Annotated in this window: 21 protein-coding genes; 15 read left to right on the forward strand and 6 right to left on the reverse strand. The window is 74.3% G+C overall.

Annotated features, from left to right (window positions below; translation table 11 throughout):
- Nucleotides 1–139 precede the first annotated feature (139 nt).
- The 9 genes from Q3W71_RS23090 (at nucleotide 140) to Q3W71_RS23130 (ending at nucleotide 9,106) form a co-directional block, all read left to right on the forward strand.
- Nucleotides 140–352 (forward strand): hypothetical protein, encoded by a 213-nt coding sequence (locus Q3W71_RS23090; RefSeq protein ID WP_302921511.1) that lies wholly within the window; start codon nucleotides 140–142, stop codon nucleotides 350–352.
- 329 nt (nucleotides 353–681) lie between these two features.
- Nucleotides 682–873 (forward strand): hypothetical protein, encoded by a 192-nt coding sequence (locus tag Q3W71_RS23095; protein ID WP_302921512.1) that lies wholly within the window; start codon nucleotides 682–684, stop codon nucleotides 871–873.
- A gap of 29 nt (nucleotides 874–902) precedes the next feature.
- A complete protein-coding gene (locus tag Q3W71_RS23100; protein ID WP_302921513.1) occupies nucleotides 903–1,436 on the forward strand; it encodes a ribbon-helix-helix protein, CopG family in 534 nt (177 codons plus the stop codon).
- A 75-nt stretch (nucleotides 1,437–1,511) separates the two neighbouring features.
- Nucleotides 1,512–2,351 carry a DUF4097 family beta strand repeat-containing protein gene (locus Q3W71_RS23105; protein ID WP_302921514.1) on the forward strand — a complete coding sequence of 280 codons (840 nt, stop codon included), beginning with the start codon at nucleotides 1,512–1,514 and terminating at the stop codon, nucleotides 2,349–2,351.
- Nucleotides 2,352–2,380: 29 nt separating this feature from the next.
- Nucleotides 2,381–3,340 (forward strand): ATP-binding cassette domain-containing protein, encoded by a 960-nt coding sequence (locus Q3W71_RS23110; protein ID WP_302921515.1) that lies wholly within the window; start codon nucleotides 2,381–2,383, stop codon nucleotides 3,338–3,340.
- The gene (locus tag Q3W71_RS23115) at nucleotides 3,337–4,176 is read left to right on the forward strand and encodes an ABC transporter permease (RefSeq protein ID WP_302921517.1); all 840 of its coding nucleotides are present in this window, start codon (nucleotides 3,337–3,339) and stop codon (nucleotides 4,174–4,176) included. The genes Q3W71_RS23110 and Q3W71_RS23115 overlap by 4 nt, the downstream gene beginning before the upstream one ends.
- 127 nt (nucleotides 4,177–4,303) lie before the next feature.
- A complete protein-coding gene (locus Q3W71_RS23120) occupies nucleotides 4,304–6,475 on the forward strand; it encodes an MMPL family transporter (protein WP_302921518.1) in 2,172 nt (723 codons plus the stop codon).
- A gap of 250 nt (nucleotides 6,476–6,725) precedes the next feature.
- Entirely contained in the window at nucleotides 6,726–7,985 is a 1,260-nt protein-coding gene (locus Q3W71_RS23125) for a M48 family metallopeptidase (RefSeq protein ID WP_302921519.1), read from the forward strand.
- Entirely contained in the window at nucleotides 7,982–9,106 is a 1,125-nt protein-coding gene (locus Q3W71_RS23130; RefSeq protein WP_302921520.1) for a glycosyltransferase family 4 protein, read from the forward strand. Before Q3W71_RS23125 ends, Q3W71_RS23130 begins: the two co-directional genes overlap by 4 nt.
- A 239-nt stretch (nucleotides 9,107–9,345) precedes the next feature.
- Here the strand turns inward: Q3W71_RS23130 and Q3W71_RS23135 are convergent, their stop codons facing one another.
- The 5 genes from Q3W71_RS23135 to Q3W71_RS23155 all read right to left on the reverse strand — a co-directional run bounded on the left by Q3W71_RS23135 (nucleotide 9,346) and on the right by Q3W71_RS23155 (nucleotide 16,289).
- Nucleotides 9,346–11,100 (reverse strand): bifunctional diguanylate cyclase/phosphodiesterase, encoded by a 1,755-nt coding sequence (locus tag Q3W71_RS23135; RefSeq protein ID WP_302921781.1) that lies wholly within the window; start codon nucleotides 11,098–11,100, stop codon nucleotides 9,346–9,348.
- A gap of 1 nt (nucleotide 11,101) precedes the next feature.
- Nucleotides 11,102–11,911 carry an SAM-dependent methyltransferase gene (locus Q3W71_RS23140; RefSeq protein ID WP_302921521.1) on the reverse strand — a complete coding sequence of 270 codons (810 nt, stop codon included), beginning with the start codon at nucleotides 11,909–11,911 and terminating at the stop codon, nucleotides 11,102–11,104.
- 184 nt (nucleotides 11,912–12,095) lie between these two features.
- Nucleotides 12,096–12,764 (reverse strand): response regulator transcription factor, encoded by a 669-nt coding sequence (locus Q3W71_RS23145; protein WP_007072219.1) that lies wholly within the window; start codon nucleotides 12,762–12,764, stop codon nucleotides 12,096–12,098.
- Nucleotides 12,765–12,771: 7 nt separating this feature from the next.
- Nucleotides 12,772–14,466 (reverse strand): GAF domain-containing sensor histidine kinase, encoded by a 1,695-nt coding sequence (locus tag Q3W71_RS23150; RefSeq protein WP_302921524.1) that lies wholly within the window; start codon nucleotides 14,464–14,466, stop codon nucleotides 12,772–12,774.
- Between the two features lie 14 nt (nucleotides 14,467–14,480).
- Nucleotides 14,481–16,289 (reverse strand): long-chain fatty acid--CoA ligase, encoded by a 1,809-nt coding sequence (locus Q3W71_RS23155; protein ID WP_302921525.1) that lies wholly within the window; start codon nucleotides 16,287–16,289, stop codon nucleotides 14,481–14,483.
- Between the two features lie 129 nt (nucleotides 16,290–16,418).
- Between Q3W71_RS23155 and Q3W71_RS23160 the strand changes: the two genes are divergently transcribed.
- From Q3W71_RS23160 to Q3W71_RS23185, 6 genes are all read left to right on the forward strand, one after another.
- Nucleotides 16,419–16,874 carry an SRPBCC family protein gene (locus tag Q3W71_RS23160; protein ID WP_302921526.1) on the forward strand — a complete coding sequence of 152 codons (456 nt, stop codon included), beginning with the start codon at nucleotides 16,419–16,421 and terminating at the stop codon, nucleotides 16,872–16,874.
- A 40-nt stretch (nucleotides 16,875–16,914) separates the two neighbouring features.
- Entirely contained in the window at nucleotides 16,915–17,592 is a 678-nt protein-coding gene (locus Q3W71_RS23165; RefSeq protein WP_302921527.1) for a hypothetical protein, read from the forward strand.
- 65 nt (nucleotides 17,593–17,657) lie between these two features.
- The gene (locus tag Q3W71_RS23170) at nucleotides 17,658–18,605 is read left to right on the forward strand and encodes an ROK family glucokinase (RefSeq protein ID WP_302921528.1); all 948 of its coding nucleotides are present in this window, start codon (nucleotides 17,658–17,660) and stop codon (nucleotides 18,603–18,605) included.
- 11 nt (nucleotides 18,606–18,616) lie between these two features.
- Nucleotides 18,617–19,321: an endonuclease/exonuclease/phosphatase family protein gene (locus tag Q3W71_RS23175; protein WP_302921529.1), complete on the forward strand. Its 705-nt coding sequence runs from the start codon at nucleotides 18,617–18,619 to the stop codon at nucleotides 19,319–19,321.
- A gap of 96 nt (nucleotides 19,322–19,417) precedes the next feature.
- A complete protein-coding gene (locus tag Q3W71_RS23180) occupies nucleotides 19,418–20,827 on the forward strand; it encodes an NAD(P)/FAD-dependent oxidoreductase (RefSeq protein WP_302921530.1) in 1,410 nt (469 codons plus the stop codon).
- A gap of 232 nt (nucleotides 20,828–21,059) precedes the next feature.
- Nucleotides 21,060–21,884, forward strand: coding sequence for an alpha/beta hydrolase (locus Q3W71_RS23185; protein WP_302921531.1), 825 nt, complete (start codon nucleotides 21,060–21,062; stop codon nucleotides 21,882–21,884).
- A gap of 27 nt (nucleotides 21,885–21,911) precedes the next feature.
- On the opposite strand, the gene Q3W71_RS23190 is transcribed toward Q3W71_RS23185, so the two are convergent.
- Nucleotides 21,912–23,330, reverse strand: coding sequence for a trehalose-6-phosphate synthase (locus Q3W71_RS23190; RefSeq protein WP_302921532.1), 1,419 nt, complete (start codon nucleotides 23,328–23,330; stop codon nucleotides 21,912–21,914).
- Between the last annotated feature and the right edge of the window lie 4 nt (nucleotides 23,331–23,334).

Below are 23,334 nucleotides of genomic sequence, written 5' to 3' on the forward strand. Positions count from 1 at the left end.
GCGCTTGATCGCATTCCGGCCGTCCGCGACGCCGTTGTCCGTTTCTGTCGTACCCCGCGCATAACGTCGTGGTGACCGACGGTGCTCGGGTGGCGACGGTGACGCCGTGCCCGGTCGCCGCAGCGCACCAGGAGGCGAGATGCTCATCGACTGCGCGGGGTGCGGGATCCGGGGGAGCGGCTGCTCCGACTGCCTGGTCACCGCCCTGCTCGACGATTCGTCCCCGGCCGCCGGGCTGGGTGGCGCCGAGGCCCGGGCGGTCGAGGTGTTCGCCCGGGCGGGCTTCGAGGTGGAGGTGCTGGCCGCGCCCCGCTCGGCCCGCCGGCCGACCCGGCGCCGCCGGGTGGCGTGACCGGGCCGGACAGTTCGCGGGGGCCCGGCGCGCCTCCGGAATGCATGCGCCGCGCCGTGGCCCGGTCACCGACCGCGACGAGTGGCGCGTTCCTGATGCGCGCCCACTGACTCGGGCAACCTCATCCAGATCGCGCAGCCGAAGTAGTCGACGCGCGAACCGGCCGGCGACCCGGTCGAGTTCCGCGGCCCGGTGGCCGCTGCCGATAACCAGCGGGTTATCGGCCGTTACCGGAGTCGCCGTTGATCCCGCCCCGCTGGTGCCCGACGCTGGGATCCGTCGGGCGATCACCGACCGGTGACCGCCCGAACATGTGGCAAGGAGTTGGCGTGCGGAAGCTCGTGTACTACATCGCGGTCACCCTGGACGGCTTCATCGCCGGCCCGGACGGGGCGGACCCCACCCCACCGGGCCCGACGGTTCTGGCCGATCCCGGACGGCCTTCTCACCTGCCCTTTCTCGGCGTCGACGTGCCAGACGGTGCCAACGATGGCACCACTGCTGAGCCATGGTCCTTGTAGTGGTGCCATGAGTGTGCCAAGATGGCACCATGGACTTGACGTCGTATGTGAGCAACCTCGGGCGTGAGTTCGCCACGCTTGCCGAAGCCGGCGGTGAGGAGGCCCGTGCGCTGGTCGAGCGCCTGACCGGGTCGCTCGAGTCGGCGATCCGGATGACGCTGCTGGAGGCACTGTCGGCCGCCGCCGACGAGATCACCCGGGACCTGGCTCCGGGCTCGGTGGAGCTGCGCCTGCGCGGACGCGATCCGGACTTCGTGGTGACCCCGCCACCCGCCGAGTCGCTCGGGCCGGCGGCCCGGGGCGCCGCGGCGACCGTCGACGGCACGCCGGAGAGCGACCTGCTGATCGCCGAGGAGGGCCCCGCCGCCCGGATCAACGTACGCATGCCCGAGCAGCTCAAGGCCGCGGTCGAGGAGGCCGCGGCCAGGGAGGGGCGCTCGGTCAACGCCTGGCTGGTCCGGGCGGCCGCCGCCGCCGTGCAGCGGACCGAGCGCGATCAGCGTCCCGAGGCGCCCGGGGGCGGGAAACGGACCCCGCAGCGCTTCACCGGCTGGGTGCGCTGACCGCACCGCACGCCGCCCGCACACCACGTCCCCGACCTGCGGGACGACTCACCCACGCATGATGCGGAGACAACCATGCCCAACTTCGAGACGCCCGAGCCGATCTCCGTCACGCTCGAACTCGGCGTTGCCGACGTGCGGATCGCCGCCAGCGACCGGACCGACACCGTGGTCGAGGTGCGCCCGAGCGACGAAACCGACGAGTCCGACGTGAAGGCCGCCCAGCAGGTCCGGGTCGACTACACCAACGGCGTGCTCCGGGTCACCGGCCCCCGGCGCGTCTTCGACTTCACCAAGAAGACCAGGGCGGTCGACGTGACCGTCGAGCTGCCCAGCGGTTCCCAACTCTCCGCGCACCTGCTGATGGGCGACATCCGCTGTGCCGGCCGGCTCGGCGAGTGCCGGCTCAAGACCACCGGCAACCTCTGGCTGGAACGAACCGGTCCACTGCGCCTGCACACCGGGTTCGGTCACGTCAACGTCGACGGCATCGCGGGCAACGCCGAGATCTCCACCGGCTCCGGCAAGATCCAGGTCGGCGAGATCGAGGGCACCGCGGAGGTCAAGAACTCCAACGGCGACACCACGATCGACGCGGTCACCGGCGACGTGCGGGTGCGCAACGCCAACGGCGCCATCGACATCGAGCGGGCCGGCGCCGGCGTCGACGTGAAGACCTCCAACGGCGGGATCCGCCTCGGCGAGGTGGTCCGGGGTTCGGTCGTGCTCGCGACCGCCGCCGGCGACCTGGACGTCGGCATCGCCGAGGGCACCGCCGCCTGGCTCGACGTGGACACCGGGTTCGGACGCGTGCACAACCGGCTGGCGAACACCAGCGGGCCCGACCAGGCCGACCAGACCGTCGAGGTACGCGGCCGCACCTCCTACGGCGACATCACCATCCACCGCTCCTGATCCACCTCGGGACCCGGAGAAAGGCAACCATGACCAGCACACTCTCCCAGCCGGCGATCGCCGCGACCGGGCTACGGAAATCGTTCGGCGACCACGTCGTGCTCGACGGCCTCCAGCTGACCGTGCCAAGGGGGACGGTCTTCTCGCTGCTCGGCGCGAACGGCGCCGGGAAGACCACCACCGTCAAGATCCTGTCCACGCTGCTCCGGGCCGACGCCGGCGACGCCCGGGTCGCCGGGCACGACCTGGCCCGCGAACCGGACGCGGTACGCGCCGCGATCGGCGTCACCGGTCAGTTCTCCGCGGTGGACAACCTGCTCACCGGCGAGGAGAACCTGCGCCTGATGGCGGATCTGCACCACCTCGGCCGGGGCGAGGGCCGGCGGCGCGCCGCCCAACTGCTCGAGCAGTTCGGCCTGACCGAGGCGGCCGGGAAGCCGGCGGCGACCTACTCCGGGGGCATGCGGCGCCGGCTCGACCTGGCGATGACCCTGGTCGGCAGCCCACAGGTGATCTTCCTCGACGAGCCGACCACCGGACTGGACCCGCGCAGTCGCCGGGACATGTGGCAGATCGTCCGGGACCTGGTGGCCGGCGGCGTCACCATCTTCCTGACCACGCAGTACCTGGAGGAGGCCGACGAGCTGGCCGACCGGATCGCGGTCCTCGACCGGGGCCGGGTGGTCGCCGAGGGAACCGCGGAGGAGCTGAAGCGGCGCATCCCGGGCGGACACGTCCGCCTGCGGTTCGCCGACCCGCGGGACCTCGACGCGGCCCTGCGCGTGCTGGGTGACGCCTCGCGCGACAACGACGCGCTCGCCCTGCGGGTGCCCAGCGACGGCAGCCTGCGCTCGCTGAAGACCCTGATCGGCCGGCTCGACGACCAGGCCGTCGAGGTCGACGAGCTCTCCGTGCACACCCCCGACCTGGACGACGTCTTCCTCGCCCTCACCGGCGACCCCACCACCGGGAAGGTGACCACCCGATGAGCGCCCACACCCTCACCGGCCCGCCGCCGGCGAACCTCCGGTTCCACCCGCTCCGCGACTCGGCCACCATGCTGCGCCGCAACCTCAAGCGCATGCTGCGGTACCCGTCGATGACCGTGATGCTCATCGGGATGCCCGTGGTCTTCCTGCTGCTCTTCGTCTACGTGCTCGGCGGCACGCTGGGCGCCGGGCTCGGCGGGGCGGCATCGGCCGGCGCGGCCGGCGGGCGTGCCGCGTACGCCAACTACGTGGCGCCCGCGATCATCCTGATGACCGTGGCGTCCACCGTCCAGGGGACCGCGATCTCGATCGCCATGGACATGACCGAAGGGATCATCACCCGGTTCCGCACCATGCACATCGCCCGCGTCTCGGTGCTGACCGGGCACGTTCTCGGCAGCATGATCCAGGCGATGATCAGCCTGGCGGTCGTGATCGGCGTGGCGCTGCTGGTCGGCTTCCGGCCCACCGCCGGGCTGGGCGGGTGGCTGGCCACGGCCGGTTTCCTGTTGGTGGTGACCTTCGCCCTGGTCTGGTTGTCCGTCGCGCTCGGCCAGGTGAGCAAGAGCGTCGAGACCGCGAGCAACCTGCCCATGCCGCTCGTCCTGCTGCCCTTCCTCGGCAGCGGGTTCGTCCCCACCGACTCCATGCCGGCCGGTCTGCGCTGGTTCGCCGAGTACCAGCCGTTCACGCCGATCATCGAGACCCTGCGTGGTCTGCTGATGGAGGAGCCGATCGGCAACAACGGGTGGATCGCGCTCGCCTGGAGCGCCGTCATTGCGCTGGGCGGATATCTCTGGTCGAAGCGACTGTTCAACCGCGAGTCCGCGAACTGAAAGGAGACGGTGATGTCGCACGATCCGGCGACCGCCCCCGGGACCGACCTGCCCTCGGCGCGTCCGGCGGACCGCCCGTACCACCCGCACGACAAGCTGCGCGTCCGCGCGAACTTAGGGAGAGACGATGTTTGACCGGTTGGGACGCTTCGTCGTCCACAACCCGTGGAAGGTGATCCTCGGCTGGTTGGTGGCCACCGTGGCCATCATGGCGACCGCGCCCGCGCTCGGCGACGTGACCAGCCAGGACCAGGCCGACTTCCTGCCCCGTGACTACGAGTCGGTCCAGGCCATGGAGGTGGCCCAGCGGTCCTTCCCCACCGCCAACGACGCGACCGCGACGATCGTGGTCAAGCGGGCCGACGGGCAACCGCTGGCCGACGCCGACCTCGCCACCGTGGGCAGGCTGGCCGAGGCGGTCGGCACGGTCGACGCGCAGTACGTGACCGGCACCGCCGGGCCGCCCACCCCCTCGCCGAACCGGACCGTCGCCCTGGTGACCGTCGGCCTGAAGGGCGCACCCGACGACCCGGGGCTGCTCGACACCATCCCGAAGATCCGCGACGCGGCGAAGTCCACCCTGGACGGCACCGGCCTGGGCTACGCGGTCACCGGTGACGTCGCCATGTACGCCGACAACGCCGACGCCTTCGACACCGCGCTGGTGGTGGTGGGCCTGGCCACGATCATCCTGATCATCGTGCTGCTGCTGGTCATCTACCGCAGCCCGCTGGCCGCGCTGCTGCCGATCGTGACGGTGGGCATCGTCAGCGCGATCGCCCCCGGCCTGATCTCGTGGGTGGCCCGGGCGGCCGACCTCCGGGTCGACCAGTCCCTGGAGATCATCCTCACCATCGTCCTGTACGGCGTGGGCACCGACTACATCCTGTTCCTGCTGTTCCGCTACCGGGAACGGCTGCGCGCCGGCGACGACGCCAAGCAGGCGCTGGTGGCGGCCGTGGCCCGGGTGGGCGAGGTGATCGCCTCCGCCGCGGCGGCCATCGTGATCGCGTTCAGCGCCCTGCTGCTGGCGGTGTTCGGCGCGTTCACCAGCCTCGGCCCGGCGCTGGCCATCGCCGTCGTGATCATGGCGTTCGCCGCGCTGACCCTGGTCCCGGCGGTGGTGTCGCTGCTCGGCACGAAGATCTTCTGGCCGTCGAAGTCGTGGCAGCGCACCCCGCGCGGCACCGCGTTCCAGCGGCTCGGCCGGTTCACCGGGCGGCGACCGGCCGTGGTGGCGCTGCTGTCCGGCGGGCTGATGCTGGCGCTGGCGGCCGGCGTGCTCGGGATGAAGTGGGACTACGACCAGACCGGCCAGCTGCCGTCCGACACCGAGTCGGCGCGCGGCCTGGACGACCTCCAGTCCGGATTCCCGGTGGGCGCGCTCAACCCGACGTCCGTCTACGTCCGCTCCGACGACGGCCAGCGGCTCGACCCGGCCACGCTCGCCACGTACGCCGCGTCGCTGAAGGACGCGCCGGGCATCGGCGGCATCATGCCGGCCGGCCAGGACGGCAGCCTCGCCGTCCTCAGCCAGGACGGCACCGTCGCGCGGATCGACCTGCTGATGGACCGCAGCCCGTACGCGCCGCAGTCGCTGGACCTGGCCGGCGGTGAGCTGCGGGACGTGGTGCACGCGCGGGCCCCCGACGGCACCACCGCGTACGTGGGCGGGATCAGTTCGCTGTTCGCCGACGTCCGGGACGCCAACACCCGGGACCTGAAGGTGATCTTCCCGGTCGCCGGTGTGCTCATCGCGATCATCCTGGCCCTGCTGCTGCGCAGCCTGGTCGCCCCGATCTACCTGATGGCGGCCGTGTTCCTCGGCTTCCTCAGCACGCTGGGCGCCACGGTCTTCGCGTTCCAGGGGGTCGGCGACCGGCCGGGCCTGTCGTTCATGCTGCCGACGATCCTGTACCTGTTCGTGGTGGCGATCGGCACCGACTACAACATCCTCATGATCGCCCGGCTCCGCGAGGAGGCACGGCTGGGCAACGACCCGCGTACGGCCGCCGACCTGGCGGTCGAGCACGGCGGCCCGTCGGTCGCCGCGGCGGGTCTGATCCTCGCCGGCACCTTCGCCTCGATGATGCTGGCCGGGGTGGCGTTCCTCACCGAGATGGGCTTCGCCGTGGCGATCGGCATCTCGATCTCCGCCTTCGTCATGGCGATGCTGCTGGTACCGGCGATCACCGCGCTGCTGGGCCACCGCGCCTGGTGGCCGGGGCACGGCGACGCCGCCCGCAACGGCACGGCGCCGCCCGCGGAACGCGGTCCCGTGCTGACGGAGACCCGCTAACCATCCGACCGGACCCCGGTCCGCCCGCACGGGCGGACCGGGGTCCGCCGCACCGGGTGGCGGCGGGCGCGGCGCGGCGGGGCTCGACCCGGGCAATAGGATGGGCGCTCACGGCGGGAGGGAGCGGCGGCATGACGCGGGTACGGCGCGGTGGCGACAGCCCCGCCGCGATCGGCGGTGTCCCCGGCCCCCGCCGGACGCCGGCGGTGCGGCTCCTCGACGGTCGCGACGTGGCGTCGGGCGGGCCGCGGTGACCCCGCGCGGCTGGGCGGTGCTGACCCTGGTCGGCCTGACCGTCGCCCTGGTGGTCACCGCCGCGGTGCTGATCCCGTGGCACCGGCCGCCCGCGCCGCGGGCCGACCAGGTGGCCGCGCTGCGCGACCTGCCCGCCGACCAGGTGGCCCGGGCGCGGGAGTTCCGCTCGGCGCTGCGCCCCGGCGGCTGGGCGGCGCTGGCCGTCGGCCTGCTGGTGGCGCTGGCGCTCGGGGTGACCCCGCTGGGCAGCCGCCTGGTCGAGCTGGCCGGGCGCCCCTTCGGCGACCACTGGATCGCCCAGGCCGTCCTGGGCGGGCTGGCCGTGGTGCTCGTCGCCGACCTGGTCACCCTGCCGTTCGCCGCCTGGCGGCACGCCGTGCTCACCCGCTACGGGCTGGCCACCAACGGCTGGGGCGGCTGGGCCGTCGACCTGCTCAAGTCGTACGCCGTCAGCGCGGTCATCGGGGCGGTGGCGCTGCTCGGCTTCTACGCCGTCATCCGGCTCGCCCCGCGCTGGTGGTGGGCGTTCGGCGCGGCCGGCGCGGCCACCCTGGTGGTGCTGCTCAGCTTCGTCCTGCCGGTGCTGGTGGAGCCGGTGTTCAACAAGTTCACCCCGATGGAGCAGGGCCCGCTGCGCACCGAACTGATGAGCATGGCGGCCCGCGACGGCGTGCCGGTCCGCGACGTGCTGGTCGCCGACGCGTCCCGGCGCACCCGGGCGGTCAACGCGTACGTCTCGGGGTTGGGCCCGACCCGGCGGGTGGTCGTCTACGACACCCTGCTGCGCGAGGCCGGCCCGGACGAGGTGACCGCCGTGGTGGCGCACGAGCTGGGCCACGCCAAGGACCGGGACGTGGCGGTCGGCACGCTGACCGGGGCGCTCGGCGCCGCCGCCGCGGTGGTCGCGCTCTACCTGATCGGCTCGTGGGCGCCGCTGCTGCGGCTGGCCGGCGTCGACTCGGTGGCCCAACCACGCGCGTTCCCGCTGCTGATCGCGCTGGTCACGGTGGCCGGGCTGGTCTCCGCCCCGGTGCAGGCGCTGATGTCGCGGCGGGTCGAGGCGCGCGCCGACGCGCACGCGCTGGCGCTGACCGGCGACCCGGCGGCGTTCGAGGCCATGCAGCGGCGACTGGCCGGGATCAACCTCTCCGACCCCGACCCGCCCCGGCTGGAGTACCTCTACTCCGCCACCCACCCGTCCACGGTCGAGCGGATCGCCGCCGCCCGCGCCCACGCCAGGGAGGCCGGCCGATGAGCCGGACGCTGCTGATCACGAACGACTTCCCGCCGCGCCCCGGCGGGATCCAGTCCTTCGTGCACAACCTGGCGGTACGCCAGCCCGCCGGCTCGGTGGTGGTCTACGCGTCGAGCTGGCGGGACGCCGCGAAGTTCGACGCCGACCAGCCCTTCGAGGTGATCCGGGAACGCACCCGGGTGCTGCTGCCCACCCCGCTGGTGGCGCGCCGGGCCGCTCGGCTGGCCCGCGCGTACGACTGCGACACGGTGTGGTTCGGCGCGGCGGCCCCGCTCGGGTTGCTCGCCGCGGGCCTGCGCCGGCGGGCCGGCATCCGCCGGGCGGTCGCCCTGACCCACGGCCACGAGGTCGGCTGGGCGGCGCTGCCCGGCGCGCGGGCCGCGCTGCGCCGCATCGGCCGGGGCGTCGACGTGACCACCTACCTCGGCGAGTACACCCGGGTGCGGCTGGCCCGGGCGCTGCACGGGCTGACCGAGCTGCGCCGGCTGGCGCCCGGGGTGGACGTGGACACCTACCACCCGTCCGTCGACGGCGAACCGGTCCGGGTCCGGCTCGGGCTGGCCGACCGGCCGGTGGTGGTGTGCGTGTCCCGGCTGGTGCCACGCAAGGGCCAGGACATGCTGATCCGCGCCATGCCGGAGATCCGCCGGCGGGTGCCCGACGCGGCGCTGCTGGTGGTCGGCGGCGGGCCGTACCGGGCCACCCTGCAGAAGCTGGCCCGGCAGACCGGCGTGGAGCGCGACGTGGTCTTCACCGGGTCGGTGCCGACGGCCGAGCTGCCGGCGCACTACGCGGCCGGCGACGTCTACGCCATGCCGTGCCGCACCCGCAACCGGGGCCTGGACGTGGAGGGCCTCGGCATCGTCTACCTGGAGGCCTCGGCGACCGGACTGCCGGTGGTCGCGGGCGACTCCGGCGGCGCTCCCGACGCGGTCCGCGAGGGGGAGACCGGCTACGTGGTACGCGGGCGCGACGTTGCGCAGCTCGCCGACCGGGTGGTCCGGCTGCTCGCCGACCGCGACCTGGCCCGGCAGCTCGGCGCGGCCGGCCGGGCCTGGGTGGAGCGGGAGTGGCGCTGGGAGACCCAGGCGCAGCGGATGGCCGCCCTGCTCGCCGGCTGACCACGGCAGGGCTGTCGAGCTGCCCCCGTTTCCGGGCGGCGGGTCGATGCCGGGCGGGCGGCGTGCCTTCCGCGGGCGCTGTCGAGCTGCCCCGGATACGAGACCGCCCGGGCGCGCTGCGGCGCCCGGTCCTTCCCGCGCTGTGGTCCCGTCGGCGGGGCAGCTCCACAGGGCTCGGAGCGGTGTCTGTCGGGGGAGGGCTGACCGGCGGGACGCGTACCGGGCGTGGGGCGAGACGGTCAGCCGATCCGTTCCAGGATCCGCTCGGCGGGGGCGGGGCGACCGAAGTGCCAGCCCTGGCCGGCGTCGCAGCCGATCGCCCGCAGCCGCTCGGCCTGCCCGGCCGTCTCCACCCCCTCGGCGGTGACCGTCAGGTCCAGGGCGTGCGCCAGCGACACCAGCGAGGCGAGGATCCGCTCGTCGGTGCAACTGGCCGGTTCCACCGCCGGCGCGCGCAGCCCGGCCACGAACTCGCCGGCCACCTTCAGCTCGGTCACCGGCAGGTCGCGCAGGTACGCCAGGTTGCAGTACCCGGTGCCGAAGTCGTCGATGGCGATCCGTACGCCGAGGTCGGCCAGCACCCGCAGGGCCCGCACCGGCTCCTCCGCGGTGCTCATCATCGTGCTCTCGGTGATCTCCAGCTGGAGCCGCTCCGGCGGCAGGCCGGTGCTGTTCAGCAGGCGGCGCACCTCCTGCACCAGGCCGGGCCGGTGCACCTGCCGCACCGCCAGGTTGACGCTGACGTACGGCGCCCGGCCGCCCGCCGCCGACCAGCTCTCCGCCTCCCGGCACGCCTCGGCCAGCACCCACCCGCCGAGCGGGACGATCAGCCCGGTCTCCTCCGCCAGCCCGATGAAGCTGTCCGGCCGGAGCACGCCCAGCTCCGGGTGCCGCCACCGCACCAGCGCCTCCACGCCGAGCAGGCGGCCGTCCCGCAGCGAGGTCAGCGGCTGGTAGTCCAGGTAGAACTCGCCGCGTTGCAGGGCGGCCGGGATCGCCGCCGACAGCGCCTGCCGGGCCAGCTCCCGGCGGTCGCGGTCGGCGTCGTAGAGCGCCCAGCGCGCCCCGCCGGACGCCTTCGCCCAGGACAGCGTGCTGTCGGCGGCGCGCATCAGGTCGCCGGGGGTGGCGCCGGCGACCGGGCGCTCGACGATGCCGATGCTCGCCGAGACGGCCAGCTCGTGGCCGTCCACGACGGCCGGCCGGCGCACCGCGGCCAGCGCCGCCTCGGCCACCGCCACCACGTCGTCGGTGCCGGCGCAGCGCTCGACCAGCACCACGAACTCGTCGCCGCCGAGCCGCGCCAGCAGGTGCCCGTCGACCGCCCGGCGCAGCCGCTCGGCCACCGTGACCAGCAGCGCGTCGCCGACCTGGTGCCCGTGCGAGTCGTTGACCACCTTGAACCGGTCGAGGTCGAGGAAGCACAGGCCGATCCGCTCCGCGCCGCGACCCGGCGCGGTGATCGCGGCGGTCAGCCGCTCGGTGAACAGGGTGCGGTTGGGCAGCTCGGTCAGCGGATCGTGGGTGGCCTGGTGGCGGAAGCGCGCCTCGCTGGCGCGCAGCGCCCGCTCCGCCTCGGCCCGGGCGGTCATCGCGGCCCGGCGGATCGACTCCTGCTCGTCCAGCGTGCGGTCGCGCAGCGCCCGGGCGTAGCCGGTGGCCACCGCGGCCAGCAGCCGGGCCATCCGGTCCTCCACGTCGTCGGCGACCAGGCCGAGGTCGCGGACCAGCCGGAGCTGGACCACCTCGACGGTGCGGCCCAGTCCCTCCGCGGAGGCGATGTGCGAAGCCACCAGCTCCGCGCCGACCCGGTGCCCGACCCGCAGGTCGAACGGCTCGGAGCAGAGCGCGGTGGCCAGCTGCTCGGTGAGCCGTTGCAGCAGCGCCTCCAGCTGGCCCTGGGTCATCGGCAGGTAGCTGGTGCCGGAGACCGCCTTGGCCCAGGCCCGGGCGAAGGTCCCCGGCCGGGACCGGGCGCCGTTGGCCTCGGGCATCTCACCCACCGAGCCGTCCCACGCCGCCGATGAAGGCGGCCCGCTCGGCGTCCTCGGCGCTCTCGGCCGAGTCCGGGAGCCACTGCGGCACCCAGACCACCCCCGGCTCGACCAGCTGGAAGCCGTCGAAGAGCGCGGTCAGTTCGGCCCGGCTGCGGATCCACAGCGGATTGTCGGTGTTGCGGTAGACCCGCTCCGCCTCGGCCCGCTCGTCGCCCTCCCGGCCGTCCGCGCTGGCCTGGGAGAGCACCAGCCAGCTCCCGGGCGCCAACGCGGAGCGGAGGGTACGCAGCAGCTCGGCGGGACGGTCGTCGTCGGAGACGAAGTGCAGCACCGCCACGATCAGCACGGCGACCGGCTCGCTGAGGTCGAGCAGCCCGCGGACGTCCGGGTGGGCGAGGATCCGCTCGGGGTGGCGCAGGTCCTCCTGCACCACGGCGGTCCGGTCGTTGCCGTCGAGGATCTCCCGGCTGTGCGCCACCGCCACCGGGTCGACGTCGACGTAGACGACCCGCGACTCGGGGGCGATGCGCTGGGCGATCTCGTGCACGTTGCCGACGGTCGGGATGCCCGAGCCGATGTCGAGGAACTGGCGGACGCCGGACTCGGTGAGGAACTGCACCGCCCGGCGCAGGAACGCCCGGTTGGCCTGGGCCATCAGCGGCGCCTCCGGCACGGCGGCGACCATCGCCTGGGCCGCCGCCCGGTCCACCGCGAAGTTGTGCGAGCCGCCGAGGTAGTAGTCGTACATGCGGGCCACGCTCGGGCGTTCGATGTCGATCGTCTCGGGTGCCCAGTCCGGCCGCTGCATGCCCTCACCCCTCGCGTCGCCGTCGCGGGCGCCGTCGCCCGCGCGGGTATTCTGCCCGCCGCGCGCCCGGGAGACCATAGCGCGCCGACCCGTACGTCACGCACGCCGGTCGATGCACGACGGTCCGCGACCGCCGTCGGCGGTCGCGGACCGGTGTCGTCGTCCGTCGATGGACCCCGCGGGGTCAGAACTTCGGGGCGTCCGGCGCCTCGAGCAGGCCCAGCCGCAGCGCGGTCATCAACGCCTGCGCCCGGTTGGCGGCGCCCAGCTTCTCGTAGAGCTTGGAGATGTGCGTCTTGGCGGTGGACTCGCTGACGAAGAGCTGCTTGGCGATGCCGGCCACGCTCATCCCGTCGGCGAGCAGCCGCAGCACCTGACCCTCGCGCGGGGAGAGCTGCGGGCCGGACGGGGCGAGCCGGCGCTTCATCGCCTCGGCGAGGTCGGCGGCGGTGAAGGCGCTGGGGGAGGAGGCGGCGTGGCGGGCGGCCGCGACCACCTCGTCGGCCGGGGCGGTCTTCGGCACGAAGGCGCTCGCGCCGGCCTCCAGCGCGCCGAAGAGCTGGTCGTCACCGGCGTACATGGTGAGCACCACGATGCCCATCGAGGCGCTGGACTTGCGCAGCGCCCGGGTGGCCTCCAGACCGCTTCCGTCGGGCAGGCGCAAGTCCATGATCACCACGTCCGGCTGCAGCGCACCGGCCTGTCGTACCCCCTCCGCCGCGGTGGCGGCCTCCCCGACGACCTCGAACTGCCGGTCACGCTCGAACGCGTGCCGGAGGCCCTTCCGGATCAGATCGTGATCGTCGACAAGGAGGACCTTGGTACGGGTGGCCGGTGTCGGACTTGTGGTCATCCTCGGGTTACTCCCCTTCTGCTGCCGCTGCGCTACCGCGCACGTTATCGCGCCGGGGCGAGGAACCGACCACCACCGCCACGGTCGTGCCGCTCGGCTGCCGCGGCCTGATCTCCAACCGGCCCCGGATACGTTCCGCCCTCTCGGCCATGATCGCAAGACCGTAGTGCCCGTCGGTGCGCTGGTCACCCATCCCCTGACCGTCATCCGACACTTCGATTTGCGCGTACGGGGGGTCCACCTCGCAGGTGACCCAGAGATTCGACGCCCCGGCGTGCTTGCGCGCGTTGGTCACCGCCTCCTGGGCGATGCGCAGCAACTCGGCCTCGGTGGCGGCCGGCAGCCGCGCGGTGGACTCGTCCAGCGACAGGTGCACCCGCAATCCGGCGGAGGCGCCGACGGTGCGGGCGTACTCGGCGATGGCGGCGGCCAGGCCACCGTGCCGGTCCACCTCGCTGCGCAGCTCGAACAGGCTCAGCCGCAGCTCGGTGATCACCCGGGTGACCTCGCCGCGCAGGGTGCGCAGCGCCTCGGCGGTCTCCTCGGCGTCGTCGAAGACGGTGGCCAGCGCGTTGTCGATGCCGTAGCCGACCATCACCAGCTCCTGGGCGACCCCGTCGTGGATCTCCCGGGCCAGCCGCTGCCGCTCCTCGTTGGTGGCCAGCGAGCGCACCTCGTCGAAGAGCAGCGCGGCCTCCAGCCGCAGCGCGGCCGGGCCGGTCAGCGCGGTCACCCGGGACATCACCGGGGCCGGGTACGCCTGCGCCGCGTCGGCCTCCAGCACCACCAGCCCCACCGTGCGCACCCCGGCGACCAGCGGCACGATCAGCGCCGACACCTCGCCGCCGCGGTGCGACCGGGCCTGCGAGCGGGCCGCGGTCTGCGGCTGCTGGCTGGCCCACGCGTCGGCGATCGCCGAGTCCGCGTCGAGCGTGGTCTCCCAGTCCACCCGGTCCACGCCCACCTGGGCGAGCACCACCAGCCGACCGCCGCCGCTGGCGGAGAGCACCGCCGCCCGGTCGGCCGGGGCCACCGAGCGCAGCTCCTCCAGCAGGTGCTCGGAGATGCCGCCCGGGTCGAGGGTCGCCCCGGGCAACTGGCGGGCCACCGTGCGCAGCTGGGTCAGCAGCCGGGTGGCCTCCGCGTACGGCTGGGGCTTGCCCTCGTTGCGGGCCTGCATCACCCGGTGCAGCGTCCGGGCGGCGTACAGGCCGAGCGCGGCGAGGATCAGCCACTGCGCGCAGACCGCCAGGTAGCCGAGCTGGGTGAGCTGCGGCCGGCCGTCCACCTCGGTGAGCGCCCCGGCCACCAGCAGGGTGGCCGCGGCGACCGCGAGCAGCACCGCGCCCTCGCGGAACCGGCGGCGCAGCGCGGTGACGGTGACCGGGACCGCCAGGTAGGGCAGCACCGCGGAAGCGCCCAGCCCGCCGATCTCCCCGCCGATGGTGGCCACCGCGCCGACCTGGCTCGCCGCCAGCCCGAGCAGCACCACCTCGGCCACCCGGCTGAGCGGGCCGACCAGCCGGTGCTCGGGGGCCAGCAGGGCGGGCAGCCCGGCGACGGCCAGCAGCGCGATCCACCAGAGCTGGCGGGCGTCGTGCGTGGCGAGCAGGGTCAGGACGGCGACCAGCGCCAGCACCACCACGCGCGCGGCCGCGGCGAGGGGATGGGGGTGGGGCCGGGTGGGTGTCGAGGCGGGCACGTGACGGATAGTAGTCAGCCTTGGTAGATCTCGGCGATCTCCGCCGCGTACGTCTTGTGCACGACCTGCCGCTTGACCTTCAGCGACGGGGTGAGTTCCCCGGTCGCCTCGGTGAAGTCGTGCGGCAGGATCCGGAACACCTTGATCGCCTCGGCCTTGGAGACCGCCTGGTTGGCCAGGTCGATCGCCCGCTGGATCTCGGCCCGCAGCCCCTCGTGCCCGCGCACCTGTTCGGCCGTGGTGCCCTCCGGCAGGCCGGCCCCGGCCAGCCAGGCCGGCAGCGCCTCCTCGTCGAGGGTGACCAGCGCCGCGATGAACGGCTGCCGGTCGCCGACCACCACGCACTGGCTGACCAGCGGGTGCGCCCGGACCTGGTCCTCCAGCACCGCCGGGGCGACGTTCTTGCCGCCGGCGGTCACGATGATCTCCTTCTTCCGGCCGGTGATGGTCAGGAAGCCGTCGTTGTCGAGCTGGCCGAGGTCGCCGGTGCGGAACCAGCCGTCCGGGGTGAGCGCCTCGGCGGTGGCCGCCTCGTTGCGCCAGTAGCCCTGGAAGATCAGGTCGCCGGCGATCAGGATCTCGCCGTCGTCGTCGATCCGGATGGTCACCCCGGGCAGCGGCCGGCCGACCGTGCCGATCCGGGTGCCGCTGGGCAGGTTCGCCGCGGCCGCCGGGGAGGTCTCGGTCAGGCCGTAGCCCTCCAGCACGGTGACCCCGATGCCGCGGAAGAAGTGGCCGAGCCGGGCGCCGAGCGGGGCGCCGCCGGAGATGGCGTCCCGGCACCGGCCGCCGAGCGCGGCCCGCAGCTTGCCGTAGACCAGCCTGTCGAAGACGGCGTGCTGGGCGCGCAGCGCCAGGCCGGGCCCGCGCGGGGTCTCCAGCGCCTCGCTGTACGCGATGGCGACCGCCTCGGCGCGGGCGAAGATCCTGCCCTTGCCGTCCGCCTCGGCCTTCTGCTTGGCCGCGTTGTAGACCTTCTCGAAGACCCGGGGCACCGACAGCACGAAGGTGGGCCGGAAGTCCTGCAGGTCGGCGACCAGGTTCTTGGTGTCCGAGCAGTGCCGCATGGTGGCCCGGGCGTGCACCACGCCGATCTGGATCAGCCGGGCGAAGGCGTGCGCCAGCGGCAGGAACAGCAGGGTCGAGGCGCCGGCGTTGAACAGGTTCGGCAGCACCGGCACCGCGTTGGCGATGTCGGCGTACATGTTCCGGTGGGTGAGCACGCAGCCCTTGGGCCGGCCGGTGGTGCCGCTGGTGTAGATGATGGTGGCGACGTCGCCGGAGCGCAGCGCCGCCCGGCGGCGGTCGATCTCGGTCGGGTCGACCGACGCGCCGGCCGCGACCAGGTCGTCCACCCCGCCCAGGTCGATCTGCCAGACCTGGCCCAGCTCGGGCAGCCGGTCCCGGACCCCGGCGAGCAGCGTGGCGTGCGCGTTGGTCTCGACCACGCAGGCGACCGCCCCGGAGTCGGCCAGGATCCAGGCGGCCTGCTCGGCGCTGGAGGTCTCGTAGATCGGCACGGTGACCCCGCCGGCCGCCCAGATGGCGTAGTCGATCAGGGTCCACTCGTAGCGGGTGCGGCTCATCAGGCCGACCCGGGCGCCGGGCTGGACGCCCGCCGCGACCAGGCCGCGGGCCACCGCGACCACCTCGTCGCGGAACTGCCGGCAGGTGACGTCCACCCAGGCCGAGCCGTCGCCGGCCGGGGCGGGCCGGACGAACTGCACAGCGTCCGGGGCCACCTCGGCGTTGTCCCAGACCGGGTCGGTGAGGTTGGCCGCGTCGCCGACGGTGACGATCGGCGGGACGGAGAACTCGCGCACCTGCACTCCCTAGCGCTCACACTGACCGGGGCGGGCCGCCAGCTGCTGGTCGGCTCCCGTCGAAACCTACCCGCCCGCGCAGGTGGGTGGCGTAGGCAGGTTGCCCCCGGCGCCGGGTAGCCTCCCCCCATGGCGGACTCCTCCACCCAGTCGATCATCATCGGCGCGCCACCGGATTGGGTGGCGGCGGTCATCTGCGACTTCCCGGCCTACCCGGAGTGGACCGAGGCGGTGCGGCGGGTGGAGGTGATCGAGGAGTACGAGGACGGCTACGCCAGCCAGGTGCGGTTCACCATCGACGCCGGCGTGATGGCCGACGAGTACGTGCTGGCCTACGAGTACGCCGAGGACCTCACCCGGATCGAGTGGCACCTGGTGGCGCCGTCGAAGATGCAGAAGTCCCAGCGCGGCTCGTACGACCTGGTCGCCAACCCCGACGGCGGCACCACGGTGACCTACACCCTGGAGGTGGAGCTCTCCGTCGGGATGCTCGGGATGTTCCGCCGCAAGGCCGAGAAAATGATCATGGATACCGCGTTGAAGCAGCTAAAGCGCCGGGTAGAAGCACCCGGTGCGGCGCAGTGACGCGTGCGGCGAACCGGCCGCCCCGGTAGAGGAGCCCAGCGTGGGTGCAACGGATCCGGGCACGGCCCGGCAAGAGGCGGAACGACTGGTCGCCACGCTGCTGGCCACCGCGCGGCTGGCCGCGTCGGGTTCGGCGGCCGGCGGCCTCGGCCCGCTCGGTGGGATCGTGTCGAGTGTCCTCGGTCACAGCGGCGGGTCGGGCGCGTCCGGCGCCCGGGGCGGCGGCGGTTTCGCCACCGGTACGGCCGAATGCTGCGTCTGCCCGATCTGTCGGGCGATGACCGCCCTGCGTGACCCGAGTCCGGAATTCGCCGAGCGGCTCGCCACCGGCGCCGGTGACCTGGCCGCCGGGGTGGCCAGCCTGCTGCGCGCGTTCGCCCCGGCCGAGCCGTCGCCGGCGACCCCGCCACCGGCCGGGGCGGCGGCCACCGGCGCCGACCACCCCGCCGCGGACGCCCGGCCGGGCGCCGACGACGACCGTGTGTGGCGCGAGGCCACCCGGAGCGGGCATGATTCCGAACCGGCGCCGGAGCCCGACGTCTGGTCCGCCGCGACCCGGGCGGAGGACGTGAACGCCCCGGCCGCCGCCGTGCCGCCCGTCGACGTCGCCGGGGCGGCCGCGCCGGGCACCGTCCGGGCGGCGGCCGACCGTCCAGTGGTGCCCGCCTCGCGGGTGCCCGGCGACGCGGCCGCGGACGCTCCGGGCGACGGGGCCTGACCAGACATCTCGGCACCCACCGGCCGCGGCCGGTGCGGGCGGCACAGCAGAGGGGAGTGGCAGCGGTGACGCTGACCATCGGAGTCGACGTCGGTGGCACGAAGGTGGCCGCCGGCGTCGTGGACGACACCGGCACGGTGCTCGTGCAGGCCCGACGGGACACTCCCGCCGACGATGTCGGCAAGACCCGGGACGTCATCATCGAGCTGGTCGCCGAGCTGTCCACCAGCCAGCCGATCACCGCGGTCGGCATCGGCGCGGCCGGCTGGATCGACGCCAGCCGCTCCACCGTGCTCTTCGCGCCCAACCTGGCCTGGCGCGACGAGCCGCTGCGCGAGTACGTCAGCACCGCGACCGGCCTGCCGGTGATCGTGGAGAACGACGCCAACGTGGCCGCCTGGGCGGAGTTCCGGCACGGCGCGGCCCGCGACGCCGACGACTCGATGGTCATGTTCACCATCGGCACCGGGGTCGGCGGCGGCATCGTGCTCGGCGGGGAACTGCTGCGCGGCGCCAACGGCATCGCCGCCGAGCTGGGCCACATGCTCACCGTGCCGGACGGGCACCAGTGCGGCTGCGGTCGGCTCGGTTGCATCGAGCAGTACGCCAGCGGCAGCGCGCTGGTGCGGTTCGCCCGCGCCGCGGCCCGCCAGGAGCCGCACCGCGCCACCGCCCTGCTGGAGCTGGCCGGCGGGGAGTCCGAGGCGATCACCGGCCCGATGGTCACCGCCGCGGCGCAGGGCGGCGACCCGGTCTCCACCGAGGCGTTCGCGCAGGTCGGGCGGTGGCTGGGCACCAGCCTCGCGGACATGGCGCAGATCCTCGACCCGCAGGTGCTGGTGGTCGGCGGTGGCGTGGTCGAGGCGGGTGACCTGCTGCTCGGCCCGACCCGGCGCTCCTTCACCGAGGCGCTGGCCCAGCGCAGCCGGCTGCCGGTGGCCGACATCCGCCCCGCCGAGCTGGGCAACAGCGCCGGTGTGATCGGGGCGGCCGACCTGGCCCGCCGGCTCTGAGGACGGCTCCGGTGACGCAGACCCCCGGCGTGCCGCTGCGCGTCGTGTCGTACAACATCCACAGCCAGCGCGACGACACCGCGGCGCTGGCGGCGGTGGTCCGCACCGCCGCACCGGACGTGGTGGTGGTGCAGGAGGGGCCGCGACGGTTCCGGTGGCGGCAGAAGTCCGCCGCGCTCGCCGAGTCGTTCGGCCTGGTGGTGGCCGCCGGCGGGCTGCCCGCCCTGGGCAACCTGCTGCTGACCAGCCTGCGGGTGCGGGTGACCGCCAGCCGGTGCCAGCGCTTCCCGCTCACCCCCGGGCGGCACCTGCGCGGCGCCGCGTACGCCGAGTGCGTCGTCGCCGGCGCGGCCCCGTTCACGCTGGCCGGCTCGCACCTGTCCACCGACCCCGCCGAGCGGCCGGCGCAGGCCGCGCTCTTCAAGCGCGAGCTGGACGCCGCCGCCACGCCGGTGATCGCCGCGGCCGACCTCAACGAGGGACCGGACGGCCCGGCCTGGGCCACCGTGGCCCGCGGGCTGACCGACACCGCGGTGGCGATGGACCGCGCCGACCGGCTCACCTACTCCTGCGCCAACCCGCGCCGCCGCATCGACGCCCTCTTCGTCGACCCGCGGATCACCGTGGTCGACTACGACGTGGTGGACACCCCGCAGACCCGCCGGGCCAGCGACCACTTCCCGGTCCTGGTCGACCTGCTGCTGCCCGCCGGCTGACCGGCCGCGCCGCCACCGGGGCTGGACAACCGGCGCTGATGTGGAGAGGATTTCGCGCGACCCGGCACTCGTGCCGCACAAAAGGAGATTCCCCCGGTGCCCACCTCCACCGACCCCGGCCGGCCCGACCCGGAGGCGACCACGCTCGCCCTGACCCGTGACGGCCGCCCGGTCTCCGACCGGGGCGACACGGTCTGCGTCATCGGCGCCGGGGCCAGCGGCCTCACCGCCATCAAGAACCTCAAGGAGCACGGCTTCGGCGTCGACTGCTACGAGCGGGAGACCGGCGTCGGCGGCGCGTGGAACTGGCGGCACGACCGCAGCCCGGTGTACGCCAGCACGCACCTGATCTCGTCCCGGCCGTTCACCCAGTTCCCGGACTTCCCGATGCCGGACGACTGGCCGGACTACCCGCACCACAGCCAGCTGCTGTCCTACTTCGAGCGGTACGCCGACCACTTCGACCTGCGCGCGCACATCTGGTTCGGCACCGAGGTGGTGCGGGTCGAGCCGGCCGAGGGGGACCGCTGGGACGTGACCACCCGCAGCACCGGCGGCTACGGCCCGGAGCGCACCGCCCGGTACGCGGCGGTGGTGGTGGCCAACGGGCACAACTGGTCGCCGAAGCTGCCCCGCTACGAGGGGTTGGAGCAGTTCCGGGGCGAGGTCATGCACGCCTCGTCGTACCAGGACCCGGCGCAGCTGCGCGGCAAGCGGGTGCTGGTGGTCGGCGCCGGCAACACCGGGTGCGACATCGCCGTGGAGGCCGCCCAGCAGGCCGCCCAGTGCTGGCACTCCACCCGCCGGGGCTACTGGTACGCGCCGAAGTACGTGTTCGGCCGGCCGGCCGACCAGGTCAACGACTCGCTGCTCGCGCTGCGGGTGCCCCGGCGGGTACGCCAGTGGCTCTACCACTGGACGCTGCGGCTGACCGTCGGCGACCTGACCCGCTACGGCCTGCCCAAGCCCGACCACCGGGTCTACGAGACGCACCCGATCGCCAACAGCCAGCTCGTCTACTACGTCGGCCACGGCCGGATCAGCCCGGTGCCGGACGTCGCCCGCTTCGACGCGTACGGGGTGGAGCTGACCGACGGCCGGCGGATCGACCCGGAGCTGGTCGTCTTCGCCACCGGCTACCTGCCGCGCTTCGAGTTCCTCGACCCGAAGGTGCTCGGCGACGACGGCGGGACCGGCCGGCCCACGCTCTGGCTGCACGCGTTCGCCCCCGGGCATCCCACCCTGGCGGTGGCCGGCCTGCTCCAGCCGGACTCCGGCCTCTTCCCGCTCGCGCACTGGCAGATGGTGCTCTTCGCCCGGCTGCTGCGGCTGCGCCAGACCCGCCCCGAGCGGGCGGCGGCGTTCGCCGCCAAGGCGCAGGCGCGGGCGGGGGAGCGGTACACCGGCCTGGTCAAGGACAGCACCCGGCACTGGTTCGAGGTCGGGCACGCCGACTACCTGCGCGCCGTCCAGCGCGCGCTGCACGACCTGGAGGGTTCCCGGTGAGCGCGAGGAGTGCAGCGAAGCGGAGCCCCGCAGTCGCGAACGAAAGGCGGGTCCGGTGAGCGCGAGGAGTGCAGCGAAGCGGAGCCCCGCAGTCGCGAACGAAGGGCGGGTCCGGTGAGCGCGAGGAGTGCAGCGAAGCGGAGCCCCGCAGTCGCGAACGAAAGGCGGGTCCGGTGAGCGCGAGGAGTGCAGCGAAGCGGAGCCCCGCGGTCGCGAACGAAGGGCAGGACAAGTGAGCGAGCGGGTGCGGGTGATGCGGGGGCGGGAGTGGGCCCGCCCGGTCCGCCCGGTCCGGCGCGAGGTGCTCGCCGCCACGCCCGAGCTGGAGGAGGGACGACCGCCGCTGCTGTTCGTGCCGGGCTTCGGGCACGGCGCGTGGGCGTTCGCCGAGCACTGGCTGGGGCACGCCGCCGGTCGCGGTTTCCCGGCGTACGCGCTGAGCCTGCGCGGGCACGGCGGCAGCGACCCGGCGCCGGAGGCGACGCTGCGGGCGTACGCCCACGACGTGGTGCAGGTGGCGGCGGGCCTGCCGCGCCAGGCGGTGCTGGTGGGGCACGGCGCCGGGGCGCTGGTGGTGGCGCACGCCCTCGCCCGCTACCCGGCGCGGGCCGCGGTGCTGGTGGCGCCGGTGCTCGGCGGCTGGGCGACGTTCGGCGCCGCGCTGCGCCGCAACCCGGCCGGCACGCTGCCGGCGGTGTTCGGCGGGCGGCTGCGGCTCAACCGCCGGCAGCTGTTCAGCCGGGAGCTGCCCGACGCGGACGCCCGGGGGTACGTGTCCCGGCTGGGCCGGGCCGGCCGGCGCGCCCAGTGGCAGCTGCTCACCCACGCCGACCCGGAGCCGGCGGTGGGCCGGCCGCCGGTGCTGGTGCTGGGCAGTCCGGACGACCGGGTCGTCCCGGCGGCCGCGCTGACCCGGGCCGCCCGCCGGTACGGCTCGGCGCCGCTGCTCTTCCCCGGCATGGGCCACGATCTGATGCTGGACGCCCGCTGGCGGGAGCCGATCGACGCGATCCTGGACTGGCTGGCGAAGGACCCCGCGCCCGAGCACCGGCCCTGACGCGGTTTCCGGCGGCCCGCGGGCGGGTCAGGCGTTGGCGCCCAGCCGGGTGAGCAGCGAGTCGCTCTCGTCCAGCGCGGAGAGGTAGGAGCGCGCCCAGGCGCGGATGTCGTGCCGGTGCAGGTGTTCCCGCATGGCGCGCATCCGCTCGCGGACGTCGGCCGGGTCGGCCCGCAGCGCGGTGAGCAGGCCCTGCTTGAGGCCCTCCAGGTCGTGCGGGTTGACCAGGTACGCCTGGGACAGCTCGGCGGCGGCCCCGGCGAACTCGCTGAGCAGCAGCGCCCCGGCGTCGTCCACCCGGGCCGCGACGTACTCCTTGGCGACCAGGTTCATGCCGTCGCGCAGCGGGGTCACCGCCATCACGTCGGCGACCCGGTAGAGGGCGGTCAGCTCGGCCCGGTCGAAGGGCTGGGTGAGGTAGTGGATGGCCGGCTCGCCGACCCGGCCGAACTCGCCGTTGATCCGGCCGACCTCGCGCTCCACCCGCTCGCGCAGGTCCTGGTACTGGCCGACCCGTTCCCGGCTGGGCACCGCTACCTGCACCAGCACCGTGTCGCGCACCTTGACGTGCCCGTCGGCGAGCAGCTCGCTGTACGCCTTGAGCCGCTGCTCGATGCCCTTGGTGTAGTCCATCCGGTCGACGCTGAGGATCACCTGGCCCGGGTTGCCGAGGTCGTGGCGCAGCCGTGCGGCGCGGGCGGCCACGTCGGGTCGGGTGGCCAGGGCCGCCATCTCGGCGGTGTCGATGGAGACCGGGAACGCGCCGATCCGGACCACCCGGTCGTCCACCGCGATCCGCCGGTCGGTGGCCGGTAGCTGGAGCACCTTCACCGCGAGCTGGGCGAAGTTGTGCGCGGCCTGCGCCCGCTGGAAGCCGACCAGGTCCGCGCCGAGCATGCCGCGCAGCAGCTCGGCCCGGCGGGGGAGCTGCATGAACAGCTCCGGCGGTGGGAACGGCACGTGCAGGAAGAAGCCGATGCGCAGGTCGGGCCGGAGCGCGCGGAGCAGGCCCGGCACCAGTTGCAGGTGGTAGTCCTGCACCCAGACCAGCGCGCCCGGCTCGGCCACCTCGGCGGTGGCCTCGGCGAACCGCTGGTTGACCCGCTGGTACGCCTCCCACCAGCGGCGGTGGTGCACGGGCTGCTCGACCGCGTCGTGGTAGAGCGGCCAGAGGGTGGAGTTGGCGAAGCCCTCGTAGTGGTCGTGCAGGTCGGCCTGGCTGAGCGGCACGCTGTGCATGCGGACGCCGTCCACGTCCGGCAGGACGGGGGCTGGCCCGGTGCCGCCGGCCCAGCCGACCCAGGTGGCCGGGGCCGCCCGCAGCAGCGGGTGCAGCGCGCTGACCAGGCCGCCGGGGCTGCGGCGCCATTCGCAGGCTCCGTCCGGGGCGGTGTTGTCGTCGATGGGTAGACGGTTGGCCACCACAACCAGGGAACTCTGTCGCATCTCG

This window comes from Micromonospora sp. C28SCA-DRY-2 (assembly GCF_030519475.1).
In the GTDB taxonomy this organism is placed as follows: Bacteria; Actinomycetota; Actinomycetes; order Mycobacteriales; family Micromonosporaceae; genus Micromonospora.

Excerpts from the sequence above, each read along its gene's own strand:
- Q3W71_RS23105 (WP_302921514.1), top strand. The coding sequence starts at position 1,512 with ATGCCCAACTTCGAGACGCCCGAGCCGATCTCCGTCACGCTCGAACTC.
- Q3W71_RS23140 (WP_302921521.1), bottom strand. The coding sequence starts at position 11,911 with ATGCAGCGGCCGGACTGGGCACCCGAGACGATCGACATCGAACGCCCG.
- Q3W71_RS23120 (WP_302921518.1), top strand. The coding sequence starts at position 4,304 with ATGTTTGACCGGTTGGGACGCTTCGTCGTCCACAACCCGTGGAAGGTG.
- Q3W71_RS23135 (WP_302921781.1), bottom strand. The coding sequence starts at position 11,100 with ATGCCCGAGGCCAACGGCGCCCGGTCCCGGCCGGGGACCTTCGCCCGG.
- Q3W71_RS23190 (WP_302921532.1), bottom strand. The coding sequence starts at position 23,330 with ATGCGACAGAGTTCCCTGGTTGTGGTGGCCAACCGTCTACCCATCGAC.
- Q3W71_RS23090 (WP_302921511.1), top strand. The coding sequence starts at position 140 with ATGCTCATCGACTGCGCGGGGTGCGGGATCCGGGGGAGCGGCTGCTCC.
- Q3W71_RS23110 (WP_302921515.1), top strand. The coding sequence starts at position 2,381 with ATGACCAGCACACTCTCCCAGCCGGCGATCGCCGCGACCGGGCTACGG.
- Q3W71_RS23145 (WP_007072219.1), bottom strand. The coding sequence starts at position 12,764 with ATGACCACAAGTCCGACACCGGCCACCCGTACCAAGGTCCTCCTTGTC.
- Q3W71_RS23130 (WP_302921520.1), top strand. The coding sequence starts at position 7,982 with ATGAGCCGGACGCTGCTGATCACGAACGACTTCCCGCCGCGCCCCGGC.
- Q3W71_RS23100 (WP_302921513.1), top strand. The coding sequence starts at position 903 with ATGGACTTGACGTCGTATGTGAGCAACCTCGGGCGTGAGTTCGCCACG.
- Q3W71_RS23160 (WP_302921526.1), top strand. The coding sequence starts at position 16,419 with ATGGCGGACTCCTCCACCCAGTCGATCATCATCGGCGCGCCACCGGAT.
- Q3W71_RS23115 (WP_302921517.1), top strand. The coding sequence starts at position 3,337 with ATGAGCGCCCACACCCTCACCGGCCCGCCGCCGGCGAACCTCCGGTTC.